Source organism: Paraburkholderia unamae (assembly GCF_003268775.1).
GTDB classification, from domain to species: Bacteria; Pseudomonadota; Gammaproteobacteria; order Burkholderiales; family Burkholderiaceae; genus Paraburkholderia; species Paraburkholderia unamae.
On sequence record NZ_QLSU01000012.1, the window covers coordinates 1 to 19,730 of the forward strand.

The window sequence follows — 19,730 nt, forward strand, 5'->3', positions numbered from 1 at the left end:
CCGTGTTCTGTTCGCTTTGCTCAACCGCTCGCCCACTGTCGTCTTCAAGGCATGAGGGCTAGCGCCGCACAAAACGAATTGTTCAGGCCGGACTAGATAGCAGAATGACGAGCCAAGTCTGCGCTTCTGAGACGCGTGCGCCCGAGTTTCCGCCATGGCCCGGCAAGCAGTCCTTCAACATTGCGAATTAACTGGCCGGTTCCCGAGCGGAACCGACGCCTGAATGGCTGCGTGATGGTGCGTGCAAACACCCTTTTGGCCGTTTTTTTTGCCTTGGGGAGCAACGATCGCTCCGCGCGGCGACTGCTGCGCCGCACAAGCAAAAACCAACGGCAGAATCCGAAAACCCAGAAAGGGTAGCCGCCCCTGTCTGGTGGTATTTTTGGTGGTATCTATTCAGCGCAAAAACAACAGATGCCCGCCAGCATTGAAATAGCGGGAATTTTTTCATTCCGGCCCGAGCACCAAAGAATATTCCGGCAAGTTCCGGCGAAGTACAGAAACCCGCGACAGCACAAGGCTTCGCGGGTTTTTTGTTTCCTGCGTGTTCCGGGTTGATCCGTGGACAGCCGGTGGTATCGGGTGGGGCTACTGGCGGACGAACTACGGTCAGAAGAAAACCCACTAGCGAGGCTAGGCTTTGGCGTTTGAGCGAAGCTCTATCGGTACTCGTCTACCTCGACCGTGCCGCCCATCGCTTCCATCATGGCGCGGATATCGTCGGGTACATCGGGCACGCGGTCGCCGCTCTCGTTGAGCCAGTAACAAAAGAAACGCATACTTGCGCCGGTGCGTTTGAGCAATTCTGGCAGGTCCGACCGAGGCAGGCCCAAACGGTCGACCAGATAATGAAGATGAGGCGCCAGAAGGTCGCTCTGGACGTGCTGTTCGCTCCTGATACCCCAGACCCCAATGCGGCCGACTCCACTGCTGGGCCGCCCAGATGGCGTAACAAACAGTTCGCCTTTCACGATGGCAGTATCGGGTTGAACGTTGAAATAGTTCGTCCAGAATTCGGGAGGCTCGACGTTCTGATAGATCGAAAATGAGACGTGCGCAAGTGGATGCTTTGAGGTCATTTGATGTCTCGCTCAGGGCGCGTAGGCGTGAATGTTGTCCAACCACTCGCCATTGAAAGAAACGTCGCCGCTGTCATGGAACGTAATGTTGTCGTCGCCTCGAAGGCTATATTGGTCCTTGAGCGCGTGAATCATCCCGCCGAACGTGTCCATGTCGTAGCCGAGCATCCTGGCTGCGTATCGCTCGTTCATCGTCGACTTCGCCAGTTCTTCAACATCGCCACTGATGGCGTCCGGCTCATACGCGAACGGCTGGGCATCGCCAAGCGGCGTCAAAGTATCGCCAGCAACGTCGCTGAACAAATTGTCACCGGCCCCGCCAGCGTCGTCGCCACCATCTGAGTCATTGTCGCCAAACACCGCCCCGACCGCCGGTTCCACAGGCCCAAGCAAGCCATTGCTGTTACTTGCCGCTGCGGTCACCGCGCGCCTCGCGGCGTTCGCTGTCTGTACTGCGTCCATGCGCTGGACCATTGCGTTGTACTTTTCGATGTAGGCCGTAGCGCCCTCTGCATCCAGGCCCATCGATTCCATCACCGACTGGTGAAAGGTCTTGGGACGCATACTGGCAGCCATTCCGCCCCAGCCGGTCCGATACGTTTCGCCCCAGCATTGCGGCGCGTGTGGAACCCGCTCTGTCCTTACAGGTATGAGCCTGTCACGATCGATGACCGGCACGACCCGCCCGTCTACAACAGCCTGTTTCAGGATGCGCTCAATGCCCGGGTTATCGGTCGGCTGGTTCCAGTACGCGAAGCTCAGATGGTCTCGCAGGAATGAGCGAAGCGCGTCTATATCCGCGGCAATGGTTCGCCTGAAATCGTATCCGGGTCGGAAGTGACGCACGAAGGTGCGGTTGGCATCTTCAAGCGCCTTGAGTTCGTCGCCCGAGATAAAACGCAGCGGGACACCGGACGGGCTACGGTACTCCACAGCCGGTACAAGCTCGCAATTCCACGCACCACAATCGAGCGGGACCGTCAGTCCGTTATACGACATGGCACGCCTCCCGCCATGGCTGCTCGGCAGTTCCCATACGCCCACTCCGCATCGATCAGAGGTGGGTATAACTAGCACGCCAGCCAGCGGCACACCTTGCGCTACGTTGACAACGTCGCGTTTGATGCGGGACGCATCTGAGCCCCCTGTAGCACCACTTCTAACAGTGAAAATGCGCCTTCGTCACCGGCTCGCCGACCGGTGGCGAAGGTCAGGATTGTTCAGGCTCCCGTTTGGTTTCCTTGCAGCAGACAACCGGGCCAGCACGCCTCTCTTGGTGCTATCTATTCAGCGCGAAAACAACAATTGCCCGCCAGCATTGAATAGCGCGAATTTTTGCATTCCGGCCCGGCACCAGAATTCTTCTCCGGCAAGTTCCGGAGATCAGCAAAACCCGCGACAGCCACAAAGCCTCGCGGGTTTTCTACATTCAGCGCAAATTCGTCTGCGCCAGTTCCACCACCTCGTCCCCGCGCCCGCTCAACACCGCACGCAGCATATACAGGCTGAAACCCTTCGCCTGCGCCCATTGCAGTTTCGGCGGCATGGCCAGTTCGTGCCTGGTCGTCACCACGTCCACGAGCGCCGGTCCGGGGTGCGAGAACGCCGCGCGCAGCGCATCGTCAAGCGCCTCGGAAGTCTCCACGCGCACGCTGAAAAGCCCCGCTCCCCTGGCGATATCCGCGAAGTTGGTCGCGGCGAGATCGGTGCCGGTTTCGACATAGCCGCCTGCCTTCATCTCCATCGCCACGAAGCCAAGCGAACCGTTGTTAAGGACAACGATCTTAATCGGCAAGTCGAGCTGGCGCGCGGTGAGGATGTCGCCAAGCAGCATCGACAGACCGCCGTCGCCCGAGAGCGAGATCACCTGGCGCCCCGCGTGCGCCGCCTGCGCGCCGAGCGCCTGCGGCATCGCGTTGGCCATGGACCCGTGGTTAAACGAGCCATGCAGCCGGCGCCGGCCGTTCATCGTGAGATAGCGCGCGGCCCAGAGCGTGGGCGTGCCGACATCGACCGCGAAGATCGCATCGTCTTCGGCGAGCGCGTCGAGGCGCGCCGCCACATATTGCGGATGCAACGGCTTGCCCGCCGCCGCGGGGCGCGCGAGTTCGTCGAGTCCCTTGCGCGCGTTCGCGTAGTGCTCGCGCGCACGCTCGATGAAGCGCCGGTCGGTCTTGCGCGTGAGCTTGGGCGCAAGCGCGCGCAGCGTTTCACGCACGTCGCCGATGAGCCCGAGCGTGAGCGGCGTGCGCTTGCCGAGCGCGGCCGCGTCGCGGTCGATCTGCACGATATTCGCGTGCTGCGGATAGAAGTTGCGATACGGGAAGTCGGTGCCGAGCATCACGAGCGTGTCGCACGACATCATCGCGTGATAGCCCGAGCTGAAACCGATGAGCCCGGTCATGCCCACGTCGTACGGGTTATCCCATTCGACATACTGCTTGCCGCGCAGCGCGTGCACGGTCGGTGCGCCGAGCGCGTCCGCGAATGCCACCACTTCGTCGTGCGCGCCCTTGCAGCCGCTTCCGCACAATAGCGTTACCGCTTCCGAGCGATTGAGCAGATCCGCGAGCCGGTCGAGGTCCGCCGAAGAGGGCAGCGTAGCCGGGCGCGCCGCCTGCGCCCAGGTCACGTCCTCGTCGGCCGCTTCGAGCAGCGCGACGTCGCCCGGCAGCACGATCACGGCAACGCCCTTCTGGTCGATCGCCGTGCGCAGCGCCCTGTCGAGCACGCGCGGAAACTGCGAGGCGTTCGTCACCAGCTCGACATAGTGGCTGCACTCGCGAAAGATTTCGGTGGGATGCGTTTCCTGGAAATAGCCAAGCCCGATTTCCGTCGACGGGATATGCGCCGCGATCGCCAGCACCGGCGAGCGGTTGCGATGACAGTCGTACAGACCGTTGATGAGGTGCAGGTTGCCGGGCCCGCAACTGCCGGCGCACACAGCAAGCCGGCCGGTCGCCGCGGCCTCCGCGCCCGCGGCAAACGCGGCGACTTCCTCGTGCCGCGTGTGCATCCAGCGGATCGTGCCGAGCTTGCGCAGGCTCGCCGACAAACCGTTCAGGCTGTCGCCGGTCACTCCCCAGATACGCTCGACCCCCACCGCCTCGAGCGTTTTCGCCAAATGATCCGCAATCGTCTTCGCCATGATGGACTCCACATGAACCGTCAAGCGCAACGCGCGCGCCGAACGCGGGCGCTGCGCCAAAGAAAAGAGACAGGCAATGGCACGCCTCGCGCGCCGCGCACGTCCGGCGATGCCGGCCGGACCTGCCGATGCCTCGCGCTACGTTACGCCATCCTCCCGAAATACGCAGTCAAGCCGTGCGCGGCGCAGCGGTGCGGGCGCGGGATGCGTCGTCCCCGCTAAAATAGGCGGCTCTACGCGGCTTTCACGCTGTTTTCACGCTCTTTCCACGCCGTTTGCTGTTTGTCATGAATCTCGAAAGCATCCTCTTCTCACAGGGTTTCGGCTCGCGCCGCCAATGCCGCGCGCTCATCGCCGACGCGCGCGTCGCCGTGGCAAACGAGCCGTGCACCGATCCGCTCGCCACCTTCGACACGGCAGGCCTCGTGTTCAGCGTGGACGGCACGCCGTGGCCGTTTCACGAGCGCGCGTATGTCGCGCTCAACAAGCCCGCGGGCTATGAATGTTCGCGCGATCCGCAGCATCACTTGAGCGTGTTTCATCTGCTGCCGCCGCAGTTCGCGGCGCGCAACGTGCAGTGTGTGGGCCGCCTCGACCAGGATACAACTGGCCTCCTGCTGCTCTCTGACGACGGTCAGTTCGTGCACGCCTTCACGTCGCCCAAGCGCAAGGTGCCGAAGGTCTATGTGGCGACGACGCGCCATCCGCTCGACGACGCGCAATTGAAGGCCCTGCGCGAGGGCGTTCTCCTGCACGGCGAGCGCGAGCCGAGCACCGCCGTCGCGGCGAACGCGCGCGGGGAGCGCGAGCTCGAACTGAGCGTGCTCGAAGGCAAGTATCACCAGGTCAAACGGATGGTGGCCGCGGCCGGTAACCGCGTCGAAGCGCTGCATCGCGAGCGCATCGGTGGCTTCGCGTTGCCCGCAGGACTCGCGCCGGGCGCGTGGCTATGGCTCGACGACGCGGCGCTCGACGCGCTGCGCAACAAGGGGTAAACCACCACGCTGGCCGCGCACGCCTGCGGCTGCGTGCGTTGTCGCACCATGGGGCACAAGCGCCCGCCGTTTGCGCCGCACCGCAGCATGCCCTTGCTGACGTTCCGCCCTATACTCGTTTAAACAACGATTACAAGCTGCAAGGAGGGGCATCATGATCATCAACGGGACATTCGAAATCTCATTCGTGTTGATGGCATTCGTGGCGCTAGGGGCGATTCTGATTGGTGGCCTGCTCGCGTCGATGCATATGCGGCATCAGTACCATCCAAACCTGATCGGGGCGCTCGTCGGAGCGCTACTCTGCTTCCTCCTGCTCGAAGCGCTGCCGGCCATCACGTGAACGGCACGCTTTGCGCCGCGCCGCCCACCCGGCTCATGGGTGCGGCGGCAGCGTGCGCAAGAACGCATCCACATCCGCATAGCGCAAACGCACACGCAGTTCGCGCTTGAGCCGCGCATTCGAAAGACGGCGCGACTCCCGCATGAACGAGAGCAAGACCGGATCGAGTTCCCGCTCGGCCGCTTCGCGGCTCACGCGCGGCGCGCGCGCGAGGCCGAAGGCGTCGGCGACGCGGTCGAAGTACTCGCCCATCTTCAGTTCGCTGTCGTCCGAGGCGTGGATCGTGCGCGCCGGGCGGCCGTGAGTGGCCATGCGCAGGAGGATCGCCGCGAGGTCGTCTGCGTGGATGTGGCTCGTGTACACGTCGTCGCGCTCGACGAGCGCCGGCGTGCGCTTTTCCAGCCGCGCGAGCGGCAAGCGGTTCGCCGCGTAGATGCCGGGAATGCGCGCAACCGTGGCGCGCAGCGCGCCGCGCGCCGTCGCGCGCCGCAGTTGGCGCTCGGCGGAAACCCGGCGTATTGCACGGGCGTTGGCAGGCTGCGGGGTGCGGGTTTCGTCGATGCGCGCGCCGGCGCAATCGCCGTAGACGCCCGTCGTGCTGGCGTAGACGAGCGTCAGACGCGTGTGCCGGGCGCCGGGGGAGCGCCAGGTGCGCTCGGGTACAATAGCGGATCGTCCAGGGCTTGCGGCGTGGCCGAACATGCCGTGACGAGCCGGGCGCCGGGCGGGAACCGCCATGCCCGCCAGCGCGGGTCGCGCCGCGGCGCGCCTGCGCGCGGCAAGCGCCGCGATCAGGCCGCGTGTGCGCAGGTCGTCGTCGCCGGATTTTTGTGGCGGAGCGAGGTGCAGGACGGTGTGCGCGAGGCCGGCGAGCCGCCTGAGGCTCGCACGGGCGTCGAGGTCGCCGCGCACCGGCACCGCGCCTGCGGCGCGCAGCACGGCGTCGCGCTCCGGGCGGCGCGCGAGCGCGAACACGCGCACATGGTCCGGGCGAGCGCCCAGGCGGGCGAGACAGCGCAGGCCGACGTCGCCGCAACCGACAATCAGGATGCGCGCGCGGCGCAAGTTTCGTGTGGCAATCATGGTGGAACCATTTTAGCGGCCTGGGCCTCGCGGCGAAGCCCGGCCAGGAAATGCGGGCAAGCCCGCGACCGGATTCAACCCTCGGATTACAGACTTACGCTTCCCTGAATATGGCTTTCAACGTAACGCTCAAGCAAAGCGGCCGGCAATTCCAGGTCGAGCCCGACGAACCCATTCTCAACGCGGCCCTGCGTCAGGGCATCGGCCTGCCGTATGGCTGCAAGAACGGCGCGTGCGGCTCGTGCAAGGGCACGGTCTGCCACGGCGAAGTCGAACAGCGCGCGCACGCGGCTTCGGCGCTCTCCAATGACGAAAGAACCCGCGGCATGGCCCTCTTCTGCTGCGCGACGGCGCAGACGGACCTCGAAATCGACATCCGCGAAGTCGCAGGCGTGGGCGACATGCAGGTGCGCAAGCTGCCTACCCGCATTGCCGCCATCGAGCGCAAAGCCGACGACGTCGTCGTCCTCAAACTGCAACTGCCCGCCAACGAGCGCCTGCAATATCTGGCCGGCCAGTACCTCGAATTCATCCTCAAGGACGGCACGCGCCGCTGCTACTCCATGGCGAGCGCGCCCCACGAGGAAGGCCCGATCGAGCTGCACATCCGCCATATGCCGGGCGGCAAGTTCACCGACCACGTCTTCTCGCAGATGAAAGAGCGCGACATCCTGCGCTTCGAGGCGCCGCTCGGCACCTTCTTCCTGCGCGAGGAATCGGACAAGCCCATCGTGCTGCTCGCCTCGGGCACCGGCTTCGCGCCGCTCAAGGCGATTGTCGAACACGCGGTCCACAAGAACCTGAACCGCCCGATGACGCTCTACTGGGGCGCGCGCCAGAAGAAGGACCTGTACCTGATGGATCTCGCCGAGCAATGGGCGAAGGACATCCCGAACTTCCGCTTCGTGCCGGTGCTCTCCGAGCCCGCCGCCGGGGACAACTGGACCGGCCGCACGGGCTTCGTACACCGCGCCGTGATCGAGGATCTGCCCGACCTTTCCGGCCACCAGGTCTACGCGTGCGGCGCGCCGGTGATGGTGGAGTCGGCCCAGCGCGACTTCACGCAACACCACGGCCTGCCCGAAGACGAGTTCTACGCGGACTCGTTCACGAGCGCCGCGGACCTCGCGAACGCCGTCTGAAGCCGGTGTGCGCGGGTCGTTGCGTACGCAATGCAACGACCCGCGCTGACCCGCAAAAAGCCGCCGTCACGAAAAATTCTTCGGTCGAATGGAAAAATTCGGCACATTGACGGTTTACATCGCCGTTCGGCTTGTCGTATTCTTGCGCCCATGAACTGCATCCTGTCCGCTCTCCGACGTCGCCGCTCGCCCCATCTTTAGGGCCTGGCTAGTCGCGGACGCGCGTTGCACCTCTTCAACGCACAGCAAGTTCGAATCACGAAAGCCACGGCCAGTCCGTGGCTTTTTGTTTTTCCGCCGTATCCCGCCGTTTTCTTTACAACCTTTTTGCAGCCCCAACGCGGAGCCCGTTGCCATGAATTTTTCCGAGTACCCGATCGAGTCGCTGATGTACATCACCAACCGGCCCGAAATCGTTTTCACGCATGGCAAGGGGTCGTGGCTCTACGACAACGAAGGCAAGCGCTACCTGGACTTCATCCAGGGCTGGGCCGTCAACAGCCTCGGGCACTGCAACGAAGGCATGATCGAAGCGATGGAAAAGCAGGCGCGCCTGCTCATCAACCCGTCGCCGGCCTTCTACAACGAGCCGATGGCCAAGCTCGCCGGCCTGCTCACCGAGCATAGCTGCTTCGACAAGGTGTTCTTCGCCAACAGCGGCGCCGAAGCCAACGAAGGCGCGATCAAGCTCGCGCGCAAGTGGGGCAAGAAGCATCGCGACGGCGCCTACGAGATCATCACGTTCGACCACAGCTTCCACGGCCGCACGATCGCGACGATGTCCGCGAGCGGCAAGCCGGGCTGGGACACGATCTACGCGCCGCAAGTGCCGGGCTTCCCGAAGGCCGACCTGAACGACATCGCCTCGGTCGAGAAGCTCATCGGCGCGAAGACCGTCGCCGTGATGCTCGAGCCGATCCAGGGCGAAGGCGGCGTGATTCCCGCCACGCGTGAATTCATGCAGCAACTGCGCGCGCTCACGCAAAAGCACGGCATCCTGCTGATCGTCGACGAAGTGCAGAGCGGCTGCGGCCGTGCGGGCACCCTCTTCGCCTACGAACTCTCGGGCGTCGAGCCGGACATCATGACGCTCGGCAAGGGCATCGGCGGCGGTGTGCCGCTCGCGGCGCTGCTCGCGAAGAAGGAAATCGCCGTGTTCGAAGCGGGCGACCAGGGTGGCACGTACAACGGCAATCCGCTGATGACGGCCGCGGGCTACTCGGTGATCTCGCAACTGGTGGCGCCGGGCTTCCTCGAAGGCGTGCGTGCGCGCGGCGAGTATCTGCGCGACAAGCTGCTCGAGCTTTCGGCAGAGCGCGGCTTCCAGGGCGAACGCGGTGAAGGTCTGCTGCGCGCGCTGCTGCTCGGCAAGGACATCGGTCCGGAGATCGTCGAAAAGGCGCGCCTCATGCAGCCCGACGGCCTGCTGCTCAACGCCGCGCGTCCGAACCTGCTGCGCTTCATGCCTGCGCTGAACGTGACGACGGAAGAAATCGACCAGATGATGGCGATGCTGCGCACGATCCTCGACTCGCTGTAATCGAGCGGAGCACGAGCGATGTCCGTCACGATCCGCGTGTTTGCCGAAACCGATACCGAAGCGGTGCTCGCGCTCTGGCGCGAGGCGTTTCCCGAGTACAACGACGCGAGCCGGCCGCACCGCAATCCACGGCTGTCGATCGCGAACAAGCTCGGCACGCAGCCGGAGCTGTTCTTCGTCGCGATTCGCAACGACGGCGACGTTGAGGGCGCGATCGTCGGCACGGCGATGGCGGGTTACGACGGGCATCGCGGCTGGCTCTATTCGGTCGCCGTGGCGCCGCAGGCGCGGCGCCTCGGTCTCGGCACGCGGCTCGTGCGCCATGCGGAAAGCGCACTCGCCGCGATGGGCTGCCTGAAGCTCAACCTCCAGGTGCTCACCGACAAGGCCGAGGTGCTCGCGTTCTACGAGCGGCTCGGCTATCGCGCCGATGCCGTCGTGAGTCTCGGCAAGCGTCTTGCCGTGCAGGAGTCCGAAGCGGTTGTCTGAGCCCGATTGGTCGATGCCATAAAAAAAGCCGCATGGGTTTCGCACCCATGCGGCTTTTGTTTTCAGGCGGTCGCGAGGACCGCCATGTCATGCCTTACTCGCCCAGATACGCTGCGCGCACCTTCGGATCGTCGAGCATCTGCTTGGCTTCGCCTTCCATCGTCACGAGACCCGAGTCCATCACGTAGCCGCGATTCGCCGCCTGCAACGCGAGACGCGCGTTCTGCTCCACCAGCAGCACCGTGATGCCTTCCGACGAGATTGTGCGCACCACTTCGAAGATCTTCTCGACCATGATCGGCGAAAGACCCATCGATGGCTCATCGAGCAGCAAAAGCTTCGGCTTGCTGATGATCGCGCGCGCCATGGCCAGCATCTGCTGCTCGCCGCCCGAGAGCGTGCCCGCGAGCTGTGTGGCGCGCTCCTTCAGGCGCGGGAAGAAGCCGAACATGCGCTCGACATCCTTCTGGATGCCGTCGTTGTCGCTGCGCAGGTACGCGCCCATCTGCATGTTTTCGAGAATCGACATGCGCGCGAAGATGCCGCGGCCTTCCGGCACCATCGCGAGGCCGCGCTTGAGCAGCTCGTACGCCGGCACGCCCTTGATCGACTGGCCCATGTACTCGATGTCGCCCGCCGAGTAAGGCTTCAGCCCCGTGATGGCCTTCATCGTCGTGGTCTTGCCCGCGCCGTTCGCGCCGATCAGCGTGACCAGTTCGCCCTGGCGGACTTCCATGTCCACGCCCTTGACCGCCTGGATCCCGCCGTAGTTGACCTGAAGACCCTTGATTTTCAGAACCGATGTCGACATCAGTGAACCCCCGCACCCAGATACGCCTCGATCACCTTCGGGTCCTTCTGCACGTCATGCGGCAGACCCTCTGCGATCACCTTGCCATAGTCGAGCACTGTCATCCGGTTGCACAGGCCCATCACCAGTTTCACGTCGTGCTCGATCAGCAGGATGGTCTTGCCATCGGCGCGGATCTTGTCGAGCAGGCGCGTGAGTTCGACCTTCTCGGTCGCGTTCATGCCCGCCGCCGGCTCGTCGAGCGCGAGCAGCTTCGGGTCGGTCGCGAGCGCGCGCGCAATTTCCAGACGGCGCTGGTGGCCGTATGAAAGATTGCGCGACGTGTAGTCCGCGTACTGCGCGATGCCCACGTATTCGAGCAGTTCGAGCGCGCGCTCCTTGATCTCGCGCTCTTCCTGACGCTCCGAAGGCGTCTGGAACACGGCGCCGAGCAGACCGTGCTTCGTGCGCACGTGACGGCCCACCATCACGTTTTCGAGCGCGGTCATGCCGCCGAACAGGCGAATGTTCTGGAACGTGCGGGCAATGCCCGCCTTCGCGACCTGGTAGACGGCGGTGGGCGTATACGCGTCGCCGTCGAGCTTGAATTCGCCGGAGTCCGGCGTGTAGAGGCCGGTGATCACGTTGAAGAACGTGGTCTTGCCTGCGCCGTTCGGGCCGATCAGGCCGTAAATCGTGCCTTCCTCGATTTGCAGGCCGACATCGGACAGCGCCTGAAGGCCGCCGAAGCGTTTGTTCACGCCCTTCACGGACAGGCGGATAGGTTTGTTGCTCATCTTCTGTTCTCCCCCTTAGGCGCGAATCGGCTTCTTGCTGGCGCGCTTGGCAATCTTCGCGATCTTGTCTTCGTGCTTCGCCGCGGGCCACAGGCCTTCCGAGCGATACAGCATGATCACGACCATGGCGAGGCCGTAGAGCAACTGGCGAATGACTTCCGTATCGACGATTTCATGACCGAACAGCGCGTGCTGGAGCGGGCCCATCGTCGAGCGCAGGAACTCGGGGAAAATGGCGAGCAGCACGGCGCCGAGAATCACGCCCGGAATGTGGCCCATGCCGCCCAGCACCACGCAGGCGAGCACGACGACCGATTCCCAGAACGTGAACGACTCCGGCGACACGAAGCCCTGGAACGCACCGAACATCGCACCCGAAAGACCGCCGAACGACGCGCCCATCGCAAATGCGAGCAGCTTGACGTTACGGGTGTTGATGCCCATCGCCTTGGCGGCGATTTCGTCTTCGCGGATCGCGGCCCATGCACGGCCGATACGCGAGTGCTGCAAGCGCGTACAGACCCAGATCACGAGCAGCGCGCAGATCACGAACACGTAGTAATACATGTAGACCGACGTGAACGTGAAGCCGAACACCTCGTGCGGCTGCGCGAGATTGAAGCCCGCGACGTGCAGCGGCGCGACGCCGGTGATGCCCTGCGGCCCGTTGGTGATGTTCACCGGACGGTCGAGGTTGTTCATGAAGATACGAACGATTTCCCCGAAGCCCAGCGTCACGATCGCGAGGTAGTCGCCGCGCAGACGCAGTGTCGGCGCGCCGAGCAGGATACCGGCGAGCGCCGCGAGCGCCATCGCGCACGGCACCACGATCCAGTACGGCGTATGCAGGCCGCCCGGGAACATGCTGGCGATCCACGCGAACTGCGTGGTGAGGTGCGGCGAAGTCAGCAGCGCGGCCGTGTAGGCGCCCACCGCGTAGAACGCGATATAGCCCAGGTCCAGCAGGCCGGCGAAGCCCACCACCACGTTCAGGCCCAGCGCGAGCATCACGTACAGCATCGCGAAGTCGAGCACGCGCACCCAGTAGTTGCCGCCCGCGGCGCCGACCACGAAAGGCAGCGCGGCCACGACGATCGCGGTCACGACGCCAACCGCGAGGGTCTTCGTCGTGTTCTTTTCGGGGATGAGCGTCGTCGACGGCTCGATCGGTTGAATTGAAGTCATGTTGTGCTACTCCCTCTTATGCGCGGTCCGCGACACGTTCGCCCAGCAGCCCCGACGGACGGAACACGAGCACGACGATCAGCACGATGAATGCGAAGACGTCCTGATAGTTACTGCCGAACACCCCGCCGGTGAGGTTGCCGATATAGCCCGCGCCGAGCTGCTCGATCAGACCTAGCACCACGCCGCCGACCATCGCGCCGCCGAGGTTGCCGATACCGCCTAGCACCGCCGCGGTGAACGCCTTCATGCCGGGGATGAAACCCATGTAGAAGTGCGCGTTGCCGTATTCCGAGGCGATCATCACGCCGGCGAGCGCGGCGAGCGCGGAGCCGATCATGAAGGTGGCCGAGATCACGAAGTTCGGGTTCACGCCCATCAGGCTCGCGTTGGCCGGGTTTTCGGCGATGGCGCGCATCGCGCGGCCGAGCTTCGTGCGGTGCACGAGGAGCAGGAGGCCCGCCATCACGAGGAACGCGACGACGATGATGACGATTTCCGTCGGCGAGATCACGGCGCCCACGCCGGTATCACTCGGCTTGATGACGTTGATCGGATCGGTCGAGATGAGCTGCGGGAACGCGAGCGGATTGCGGCCCCAGATGATCATCGCGAGCGTCTGAAGCAGGATCGACACGCCGATCGCGGTGATCAGCGGCGCGAGACGCGGCGCGCGGCGCAGCGGCCGGTACGCGACTCGTTCGATAGTGTACCCGACGAACGCGCAAACAACCGCCGCCACCACAAGCGCAATGCACAGCGTGGGGATGTTCCCGAGACCAGGGAAATGATTCTGGATCACGTTGATCGCGGAGAGCGCGACCATGGCGCCCACCATGAGCACGTCGCCGTGCGCGAAGTTGATGATGCCCAGAATCCCGTACACCATGGTGTAGCCCAGTGCAATGATGGCGTAGATGCTGCCAAGCACCAGCCCATTCAGGATCTGCTGGATGAAAATATCCATTTAACGCTCCTTAGCCCGTGCAACCGGATTCGCGCTCGTCATCGGCCGGTGGGCGATGTTTTACGGAACCGCAACGACACTTTCGGGTATTGAAGTAAAAACCGGTAACGGTTGGCCACCCCGGTTCGCGTTGCCGCTGTGTTGCAGCGGCAGGCTCGCCAGAAGCGGATGCAAAAACGGCACCGTCGGATGGTTCGGTGCCGTCGGGTTCAATCAACTACGCGTCACGTTCGCAGTGACGGATTCGCGGCAGACCTCGCGGCCGACAATCGTGAATGCGTCAAACGTCATGACTCCCTCTCCTGAGCCGCTCTTGCGCTCCGTGATCTCGCCGGCGAGACCCGTCACGCCGCTGCGGCGAACCGGCACAACAACACCGGTGCATGCAAAAGCAATCTGCATGCCAGGATTGATCGATGTTGCACTCATACCCGCCTCGACACCGCCGTCGGGCCACGCATCGCGCGGCGCAACCGCAGCCGCCGAAGGCGCGGCAAAAGCAAACTCGAGTTGCATTAATCAGGTCTCCTGCGCCTTCCGAAATGCTTGCCTGACGGCCTTATCAGAGAGATTCAGCCCCCAGAACGCGCGCATTGTAACGCCAATTATGCGACGGGCAATATTGTTGAACCGGCAGGGTTTTCCTGCATTGCAACCACAATTCAGGATATCGGCCGCAATGAGGTTGCACCTTAGGTTGCGCCGTATTTTCGTGCATCAGTTGCACCAAAAATCGGCGCGGTTCGCATCATGTGTTGCAGGCTGTGACCGCAATGCCTTGTCGGGCGGGCTTCGGGTCAAAAAGAGGATATTTAAGGGGTGACATAAAAATCACGCCCTGACGTGGTGCGCTGTCGCTGGAAACGCTTCAACGAGATGAAAAATTTGGGGTCACACCACGTGATTTGATGTCGCACTCTAGCGAAAACACTAATAAGAACACCGGGTCGGCGGGCGGTTAACCCGCATTTTCCTTTAATGTGGCCCTTATTTTAATCGCGCAGCATACGCGACAGGCATAAAAAAACGCGCCCATTGGGCGCGTTTTTCGCAGACATGCGACCGGCGTGGATGTCAGGCCGGCTGACCCAGCCCTCGCGGCAGCGGGAACGCAATGTTCTCCTCGATGCCTTCGAGCGCGCGCACGTTGCGCGCACCGAGTTCGTGCAGACGGCGAATGATCTCCTGCGCGAGCGCTTCGGGCGCCGACGCCCCGGCCGTGAGGCCGATGCGGCGCTTGCCCTCGAGCCAGCGCGGGTCGATCTGCTCGGGCGCGTCCACCATATAGGCGGGAATGCCGCGCTTCTCGGCCACTTCGCGCAGCCGGTTCGAGTTGGAACTGTTCGGGCTGCCCACCACGATCACGATGTCGCACTGCGGGGCCATGAACTTCACGGCGTCCTGGCGATTCTGCGTGGCGTAGCAGATGTCCTGCTTCTTCGGCTCGCGAATGCCGGGAAAGCGCGCCTTGAGCGCGGTGATGATCTCGGCCGCGTCATCCACCGACAGCGTGGTTTGCGTGACGAACGCCACGCGCTGCGGATCGCGCAGCTTGAGGGCCTCGACGTCGGCGATGTCTTCGACGAGGTACATGCCCTCGGCCGCCTGCCCCATCGTGCCTTCCACTTCCGGATGGCCCTTGTGCCCGATCATGACGATATCGAGCCCTTCATCGCGCATCTTCGCGACTTCCACGTGCACCTTGGTCACAAGCGGACAGGTCGCGTCATACACGCGCAGGCCGCGCGACTCGGCGTCGGCGCGCACCGACTTGGAGACGCCGTGCGCGCTGAAGATCACCGTGTTGCCGGACGGCACTTCATCGAGCTGCTCGATGAAGATCGCCCCTTTCTTGCGCAGATCTTCGACGACATAAGCATTGTGGACGATCTCGTGCCGCACGTAGATCGGTGCGCCGTGAAGCTGGATGGCGCGCTCGACGATCTCGATGGCCCGATCGACGCCGGCGCAGAAACCGCGCGGCTGGGCGAGCAGGATTTCCGCTTCGGCCAGGTCGGCAATGGGGGACGTGTCCGTGATGGTCATGGGCTTTAGAGGATTCCGATGATTTGCACTTCGAACGCAACCGCCTGGCCGGCGAGCGGATGGTTGAAATCGAACAGCGCGGAAGTCTCGTTGACTTCCTTGAGCACGCCGGCGTAGCGGCCGCCGTCGGGCGCATTGAACTCGATCAGGTCACCCGGGTTGAACTCCTCGCCGATCATGCCGTTGTCACGCAGGGTCTTGAGCGAGACGCGCTGGATCAGGTCGGGGTTGCGCTGGCCGAAGGCCACGCCCGGTTCTAGCTGAAAGGTCGAGTGGTGGCCCACCTTCAGGCCCTGCAAAATGTCTTCCAGCGGCGGCGCAAGCTGGCCGGCGCCCATCAGGAGGGTGGCGGGACGGTCGACAAAGGTATTGACGATTTCGGTGCCATCGGCAAGCGAAAGCCGGTAGTGCAGCGTCACGTGGGAACCGGGTTTCACTTCGGAGATGTCGATGATGCTCATGCGTAACTCTTTTCGTCGGGACGCGCGCTTCGCGCGTGCGCGCCGCAAGGCGCCGGCCCAGCCTCCGTCGGGTGGCTGGAAAACATCTATTGTAAGCCACTTGGCCGGGGCGGTCTCGGCACGATTGTGCACCGCCGCCGCCAAAGCACGCCCGCGCGGCGCGCTCCGGCTCGCCCTATGGAGATTGTCATGACGGAACTTGCCTGCATGCCGGCGTCGCCCTATATGGCGACGCGCCGCGACGTCGCCCGGCCCGCTGCCGGCTGCGCCGAGCGCGGCCCCGGGCGCGATGGGCCGCCCGCGACTACGCTGCGCGAGCCGCCGCTTGCCGTGCTCGCCAGCGACAGCGAAGCGCCTGCGGCGCGCCCGCGCGACATGCCGCGCGAACGTCTGCGCGCGGCCGGCCCAACCGCGCTTTCCGATGTGGAACTGATCGCGATCCTGCTGGGCTCGGGATTGCCGGGCTACGACGTCTTCGAGGTCGCCCGCTCGCTGCTCGCGCATTTCGGGTCGCTGCGCGCCATGCTCGACGCGCAGCGCGAGGAATTCGAGAGTCTGCGCGGCATCGGGCCCGCAAAGGCCTCGGTGTTGCAGGCCGTCACCGAACTTGCGCGGCGCGCGCTCGCCGAGGCGCTGGACGACAAGCCGCTCGTCGACTCCCCCGGCGCGGTCGAGGACTATTTGCGGCTTTTGATCGGCGGGCGGCCGCACGAGGTGTTCGTGTGCCTATTTCTCGACGCGCGCCACCGGCTGATCCGCTCGGAGGAAAGCTCGCGCGGCTCGCTCACGCGCATGGCGGTGTATCCTCGGGAAATCGTGCGGCGCGCGCTCATGCTCAACGCCGCGAGCCTGATCGTCGCGCATAATCATCCTTCGGGCGCGGTGCAGCCCAGCGCGAGTGACCGGCGTCTCACGCGGGTGCTGCGCGAAACGCTCGCGCTCGTGGAAGTCCAGCTCATCGATCATCTCGTGATCGGCGCGCGCGAAACGTTTTCATTCGCACGCCACGGCTGGAACTGAGCCCGCGGACGGCTTCGCGGATGGCCTGCCAGACGGTCTGCATAGCGTCCGCGCACCGCTTGCGCCCCCACCCGGGCGCGGCGGCGCACAACAACATCCGCAAATCGTGTTTGATTTTCCTGGATTTTTTCTGCTAGAATTGCGGTTTGCCTATTTCCAACCCTGTTCCGAAGCCTTTGAGGTCTTCCAGGGGAAATACGGCCTGGGTTCGAGGTTGTCTCTCATCCATACGTGAGCGCGCTCTTATTCCGGCCATTTCTCGCCTGGGAAACTTAAGCGGCTCTCGAACTCAGAATTTCCGTAGGAGTGCACTCATGGCACGTGTATGCCAAGTCACTGGGAAAGCGCCGATGAGCGGCAACAACGTTTCCCACGCTAACAACAAGACCAAGCGCCGTTTCCTCCCGAATCTGCAAAATCGCCGTTTCTGGGTTGAAAGCGAAAACCGTTGGGTGCGTCTGCGCATCTCGAACGCAGGCCTGCGCCTGATCGACAAGAACGGCATCGATTCCGTGCTCGCAGACCTGCGCGCACGCGGCGAACTGTAAGGAGTAAATCATGGCCAAGGGTATTCGCGACAAGATCAAGCTCGAGTCGACCGCAGGCACGGGTCACTTCTACACGACGACGAAGAACAAGCGCAACATGCCGGAAAAAATGTCGATCAAGAAGTTCGACCCGGTTGTTCGCAAGCACGTCGAGTACAAGGAAACCAAGATCAAGTAATTGATCGGGTTCCGAGCCTGACGAAGACCGAAAACCCCGCTTTTTAGCGGGGTTTTTCGTTTTGGGCTCCGCCTCGAGCCCCGCCACGTCGCCCCTCGCGGCACGCAACGGTGTTTTACCCGCCGCGCCCACACTGCGGCTATCCCTCCACTCCTCTCTCGGAGTATGCTTCCCGCTTCACCGCCGCCACACGTTTGTCATCCATTCCTGACAGTGCGAGAGGACGGCAAAAAGCGCAGAACAAGAGAGACGGAGAAGCAGGATCATGAATTTCGATGTAGCGATCGTCGGCAGCGGCCTCGCCGGACTGAGCGTCGCGCTGAATCTCGCCGACACGCGTCGCGTCGTGGTCATCGCCAAGCGCGCGATGACCGAGGGCGCGAGCGACCGCGCGCAAGGCGGCATTGCCGCCGTGCTCGACTCGGCCGACAGCGTGGAGAACCACGTGGACGATACGCTCGTGGCAGGCGGCGGCCTGTGCGACGAGGCGGCCACACGCTACATCGTCGAGCATGGCCGCGAGGCCATCGAATGGCTGATCGCCCAAGACGTGCCGTTCACGAAGGACGCCGCAGCCGAACTCGGCTTTCACCTCACACGCGAAGGCGGCCACAGCCACCGCCGCATCATCCACGCCGCCGACGCCACCGGCCACGCCGTCGTGCAGACGCTGCTGGAGCGCGCGCGCTCGCACCCGAACATCACGATCCTCGAAGACCACCAGGCCATCGACGTCATCACGTCCGATCGCCTGGGCCTGCCGGGCCGGCGCTGCCACGGCCTCTACGCGCTCGATCTGAAGAACGACCGCACGGTGACGATCCAGGCGCCGCACACGGTGCTCGCCACGGGCGGCGCGGGCAAGGTCTACCTCTACACGACGAACCCCGACACGGCCACGGGTGACGGCATCGCCATGGCCTGGCGCGCGGGCTGCCGCGTGGCGAACATGGAGTTCATCCAGTTCCACCCCACCTGCCTCTTCCACCCGCACGCCAAATCGTTCCTGATCTCCGAGGCGGTGCGCGGCGAGGGCGGCGTGCTGCGCCTGCCCGACGGCACGCGCTTCATGCCCGACCACGACGCGCGCGCGGAGCTCGCGCCGCGCGACATCGTCGCTCGCGCGATCGACTTCGAGATCAAGAAGCACGGCATCGACTGCGTGCACCTCGACATCAGCCATCAACCGCCGGCGTTCCTCGAAGAGCACTTCCCGACCATCCTCGCGCGCTGCCGCGAATTCGGCATCGACATCACGAAGGAGCCGATTCCGGTCGTGCCCGCCGCGCATTACACGTGCGGCGGCGTCGTCACGGATCTGGCCGGACGCACCGACCTCGCGGGACTCTACGCCGTAGGCGAAACCTCGTACACAGGCCTGCATGGCGCCAACCGGCTTGCGAGCAATTCGCTGCTGGAGTGCCTCGTGATCGGCCGTTCGGCCGCCGAAGCGATCGAGGCGGAAGGCTTTGGCGCGGGCGCGCATGCCCCGCTGCCCGACTGGGACGAAAGCCGCGTTTCGGACTCCGACGAGGAAGTCGTGGTCGCCCACAACTGGGACGAGCTGCGCCGCCTGATGTGGAACTATGTCGGCATCGTGCGCACCGACAAGCGGCTCGAACGCGCGCAGCATCGCCTCTCGCTCCTGCGCGACGAAATTCTCGAGTACTACGCGAATTTCCGCGTCACGCGCGACCTGCTGGAACTGCGCAACCTCGTCGAGGTGGCTTCGCTGATCGTGGAAAGCGCGCGCTCACGCCGCGAAAGCCGCGGTCTGCACTACAGCCGCGACTGGCCGAATTCGCTGCCCAAGGCATTGCCGACGGTGCTTTCGCCCGAGCGCGTGCGCAATCGCACGGTTGCGTAACTCGACCTGCCTGGTAGCGCCCCAAAAAACAAAGGCCGCCTCACTCCGAGGC

20 protein-coding genes are annotated in these 19,730 nt (G+C 64.0%); 9 read left to right on the top strand and 11 right to left on the bottom strand.

The window, feature by feature from the left end:
• Nucleotides 1-659: 659 nt before the first annotated feature.
• From C7401_RS20305 to poxB, 3 genes are all read right to left on the bottom strand, one after another.
• Nucleotides 660-1,079: a DUF4279 domain-containing protein gene (locus tag C7401_RS20305; protein ID WP_112173200.1), complete on the bottom strand. Its 420-nt coding sequence runs from the start codon at nucleotides 1,077-1,079 to the stop codon at nucleotides 660-662.
• 12 nt (nucleotides 1,080-1,091) lie between these two features.
• The gene (locus tag C7401_RS45620; protein ID WP_258397170.1) at nucleotides 1,092-2,078 is read right to left on the bottom strand and encodes a hypothetical protein; all 987 of its coding nucleotides are present in this window, start codon (nucleotides 2,076-2,078) and stop codon (nucleotides 1,092-1,094) included.
• Between the two features lie 430 nt (nucleotides 2,079-2,508).
• Nucleotides 2,509-4,227 carry a ubiquinone-dependent pyruvate dehydrogenase gene (gene poxB / locus C7401_RS20315; protein WP_112173409.1) on the bottom strand — a complete coding sequence of 573 codons (1,719 nt, stop codon included), beginning with the start codon at nucleotides 4,225-4,227 and terminating at the stop codon, nucleotides 2,509-2,511.
• 287 nt (nucleotides 4,228-4,514) lie between these two features.
• Between poxB and C7401_RS20320 the strand changes: the two genes are divergently transcribed.
• Complete coding sequence (locus C7401_RS20320; protein WP_112173201.1) at nucleotides 4,515-5,222, top strand: pseudouridine synthase; 708 nt, start codon at nucleotides 4,515-4,517, stop codon at nucleotides 5,220-5,222.
• 154 nt (nucleotides 5,223-5,376) lie between these two features.
• Nucleotides 5,377-5,565, top strand: coding sequence for a hypothetical protein (locus C7401_RS20325; protein WP_112173202.1), 189 nt, complete (start codon nucleotides 5,377-5,379; stop codon nucleotides 5,563-5,565).
• A gap of 33 nt (nucleotides 5,566-5,598) precedes the next feature.
• Here the strand turns inward: C7401_RS20325 and C7401_RS20330 are convergent, their stop codons facing one another.
• On the bottom strand, nucleotides 5,599-6,648 hold the full coding sequence (locus C7401_RS20330) for an NAD-dependent epimerase/dehydratase family protein (RefSeq protein ID WP_112173203.1): 1,050 nt from the start codon (nucleotides 6,646-6,648) through the stop codon (nucleotides 5,599-5,601).
• A gap of 110 nt (nucleotides 6,649-6,758) precedes the next feature.
• On the opposite strand from C7401_RS20330, the gene C7401_RS20335 reads away from it, so the two are divergent.
• From C7401_RS20335 to C7401_RS20345, 3 genes are all read left to right on the top strand, one after another.
• Nucleotides 6,759-7,790: a CDP-6-deoxy-delta-3,4-glucoseen reductase gene (locus tag C7401_RS20335; RefSeq protein ID WP_112173204.1), complete on the top strand. Its 1,032-nt coding sequence runs from the start codon at nucleotides 6,759-6,761 to the stop codon at nucleotides 7,788-7,790.
• A gap of 355 nt (nucleotides 7,791-8,145) precedes the next feature.
• Nucleotides 8,146-9,330 (top strand): acetylornithine transaminase, encoded by a 1,185-nt coding sequence (locus C7401_RS20340; RefSeq protein WP_112173205.1) that lies wholly within the window; start codon nucleotides 8,146-8,148, stop codon nucleotides 9,328-9,330.
• Nucleotides 9,331-9,348: 18 nt separating this feature from the next.
• The gene (locus tag C7401_RS20345; protein ID WP_112173206.1) at nucleotides 9,349-9,819 is read left to right on the top strand and encodes a GNAT family acetyltransferase; all 471 of its coding nucleotides are present in this window, start codon (nucleotides 9,349-9,351) and stop codon (nucleotides 9,817-9,819) included.
• Between the two features lie 94 nt (nucleotides 9,820-9,913).
• On the opposite strand, the gene C7401_RS20350 is transcribed toward C7401_RS20345, so the two are convergent.
• The 7 genes from C7401_RS20350 to C7401_RS20380 form a co-directional block, all read right to left on the bottom strand.
• Nucleotides 9,914-10,630, bottom strand: coding sequence for an ABC transporter ATP-binding protein (locus C7401_RS20350; protein WP_112173207.1), 717 nt, complete (start codon nucleotides 10,628-10,630; stop codon nucleotides 9,914-9,916).
• A complete protein-coding gene (locus C7401_RS20355) occupies nucleotides 10,630-11,406 on the bottom strand; it encodes an ABC transporter ATP-binding protein (protein WP_112173208.1) in 777 nt (258 codons plus the stop codon). The genes C7401_RS20350 and C7401_RS20355 overlap by 1 nt, the downstream gene beginning before the upstream one ends.
• Before the next feature lie 15 nt (nucleotides 11,407-11,421).
• Nucleotides 11,422-12,591, bottom strand: coding sequence for an ABC transporter permease subunit (locus C7401_RS20360; protein ID WP_112173209.1), 1,170 nt, complete (start codon nucleotides 12,589-12,591; stop codon nucleotides 11,422-11,424).
• A 16-nt stretch (nucleotides 12,592-12,607) separates the two neighbouring features.
• The gene (locus C7401_RS20365; RefSeq protein ID WP_112173210.1) at nucleotides 12,608-13,558 is read right to left on the bottom strand and encodes a branched-chain amino acid ABC transporter permease; all 951 of its coding nucleotides are present in this window, start codon (nucleotides 13,556-13,558) and stop codon (nucleotides 12,608-12,610) included.
• Between the two features lie 213 nt (nucleotides 13,559-13,771).
• Nucleotides 13,772-13,987, bottom strand: a complete 216-nt coding sequence (locus tag C7401_RS20370; RefSeq protein WP_146757960.1) for a hypothetical protein — start codon at nucleotides 13,985-13,987, stop codon at nucleotides 13,772-13,774.
• Nucleotides 13,988-14,632: 645 nt separating this feature from the next.
• On the bottom strand, nucleotides 14,633-15,604 hold the full coding sequence (gene ispH / locus C7401_RS20375) for a 4-hydroxy-3-methylbut-2-enyl diphosphate reductase (RefSeq protein ID WP_112173212.1): 972 nt from the start codon (nucleotides 15,602-15,604) through the stop codon (nucleotides 14,633-14,635).
• Nucleotides 15,605-15,609: 5 nt separating this feature from the next.
• Nucleotides 15,610-16,065: an FKBP-type peptidyl-prolyl cis-trans isomerase gene (locus C7401_RS20380; protein WP_112173213.1), complete on the bottom strand. Its 456-nt coding sequence runs from the start codon at nucleotides 16,063-16,065 to the stop codon at nucleotides 15,610-15,612.
• A 189-nt stretch (nucleotides 16,066-16,254) separates the two neighbouring features.
• On the opposite strand from C7401_RS20380, the gene radC reads away from it, so the two are divergent.
• From radC to nadB, 4 genes are all read left to right on the top strand, one after another.
• Nucleotides 16,255-17,085 (top strand): RadC family protein, encoded by an 831-nt coding sequence (gene radC, locus C7401_RS20385; protein WP_181565638.1) that lies wholly within the window; start codon nucleotides 16,255-16,257, stop codon nucleotides 17,083-17,085.
• 314 nt (nucleotides 17,086-17,399) lie between these two features.
• The gene (gene rpmB / locus C7401_RS20390; protein WP_027794135.1) at nucleotides 17,400-17,633 is read left to right on the top strand and encodes a 50S ribosomal protein L28; all 234 of its coding nucleotides are present in this window, start codon (nucleotides 17,400-17,402) and stop codon (nucleotides 17,631-17,633) included.
• Between the two features lie 10 nt (nucleotides 17,634-17,643).
• Nucleotides 17,644-17,811, top strand: coding sequence for a 50S ribosomal protein L33 (gene rpmG / locus C7401_RS20395; protein ID WP_027817504.1), 168 nt, complete (start codon nucleotides 17,644-17,646; stop codon nucleotides 17,809-17,811).
• Between the two features lie 265 nt (nucleotides 17,812-18,076).
• Entirely contained in the window at nucleotides 18,077-19,678 is a 1,602-nt protein-coding gene (gene nadB / locus C7401_RS20400) for an L-aspartate oxidase (RefSeq protein WP_112173214.1), read from the top strand.
• Nucleotides 19,679-19,730 lie beyond the last annotated feature (52 nt).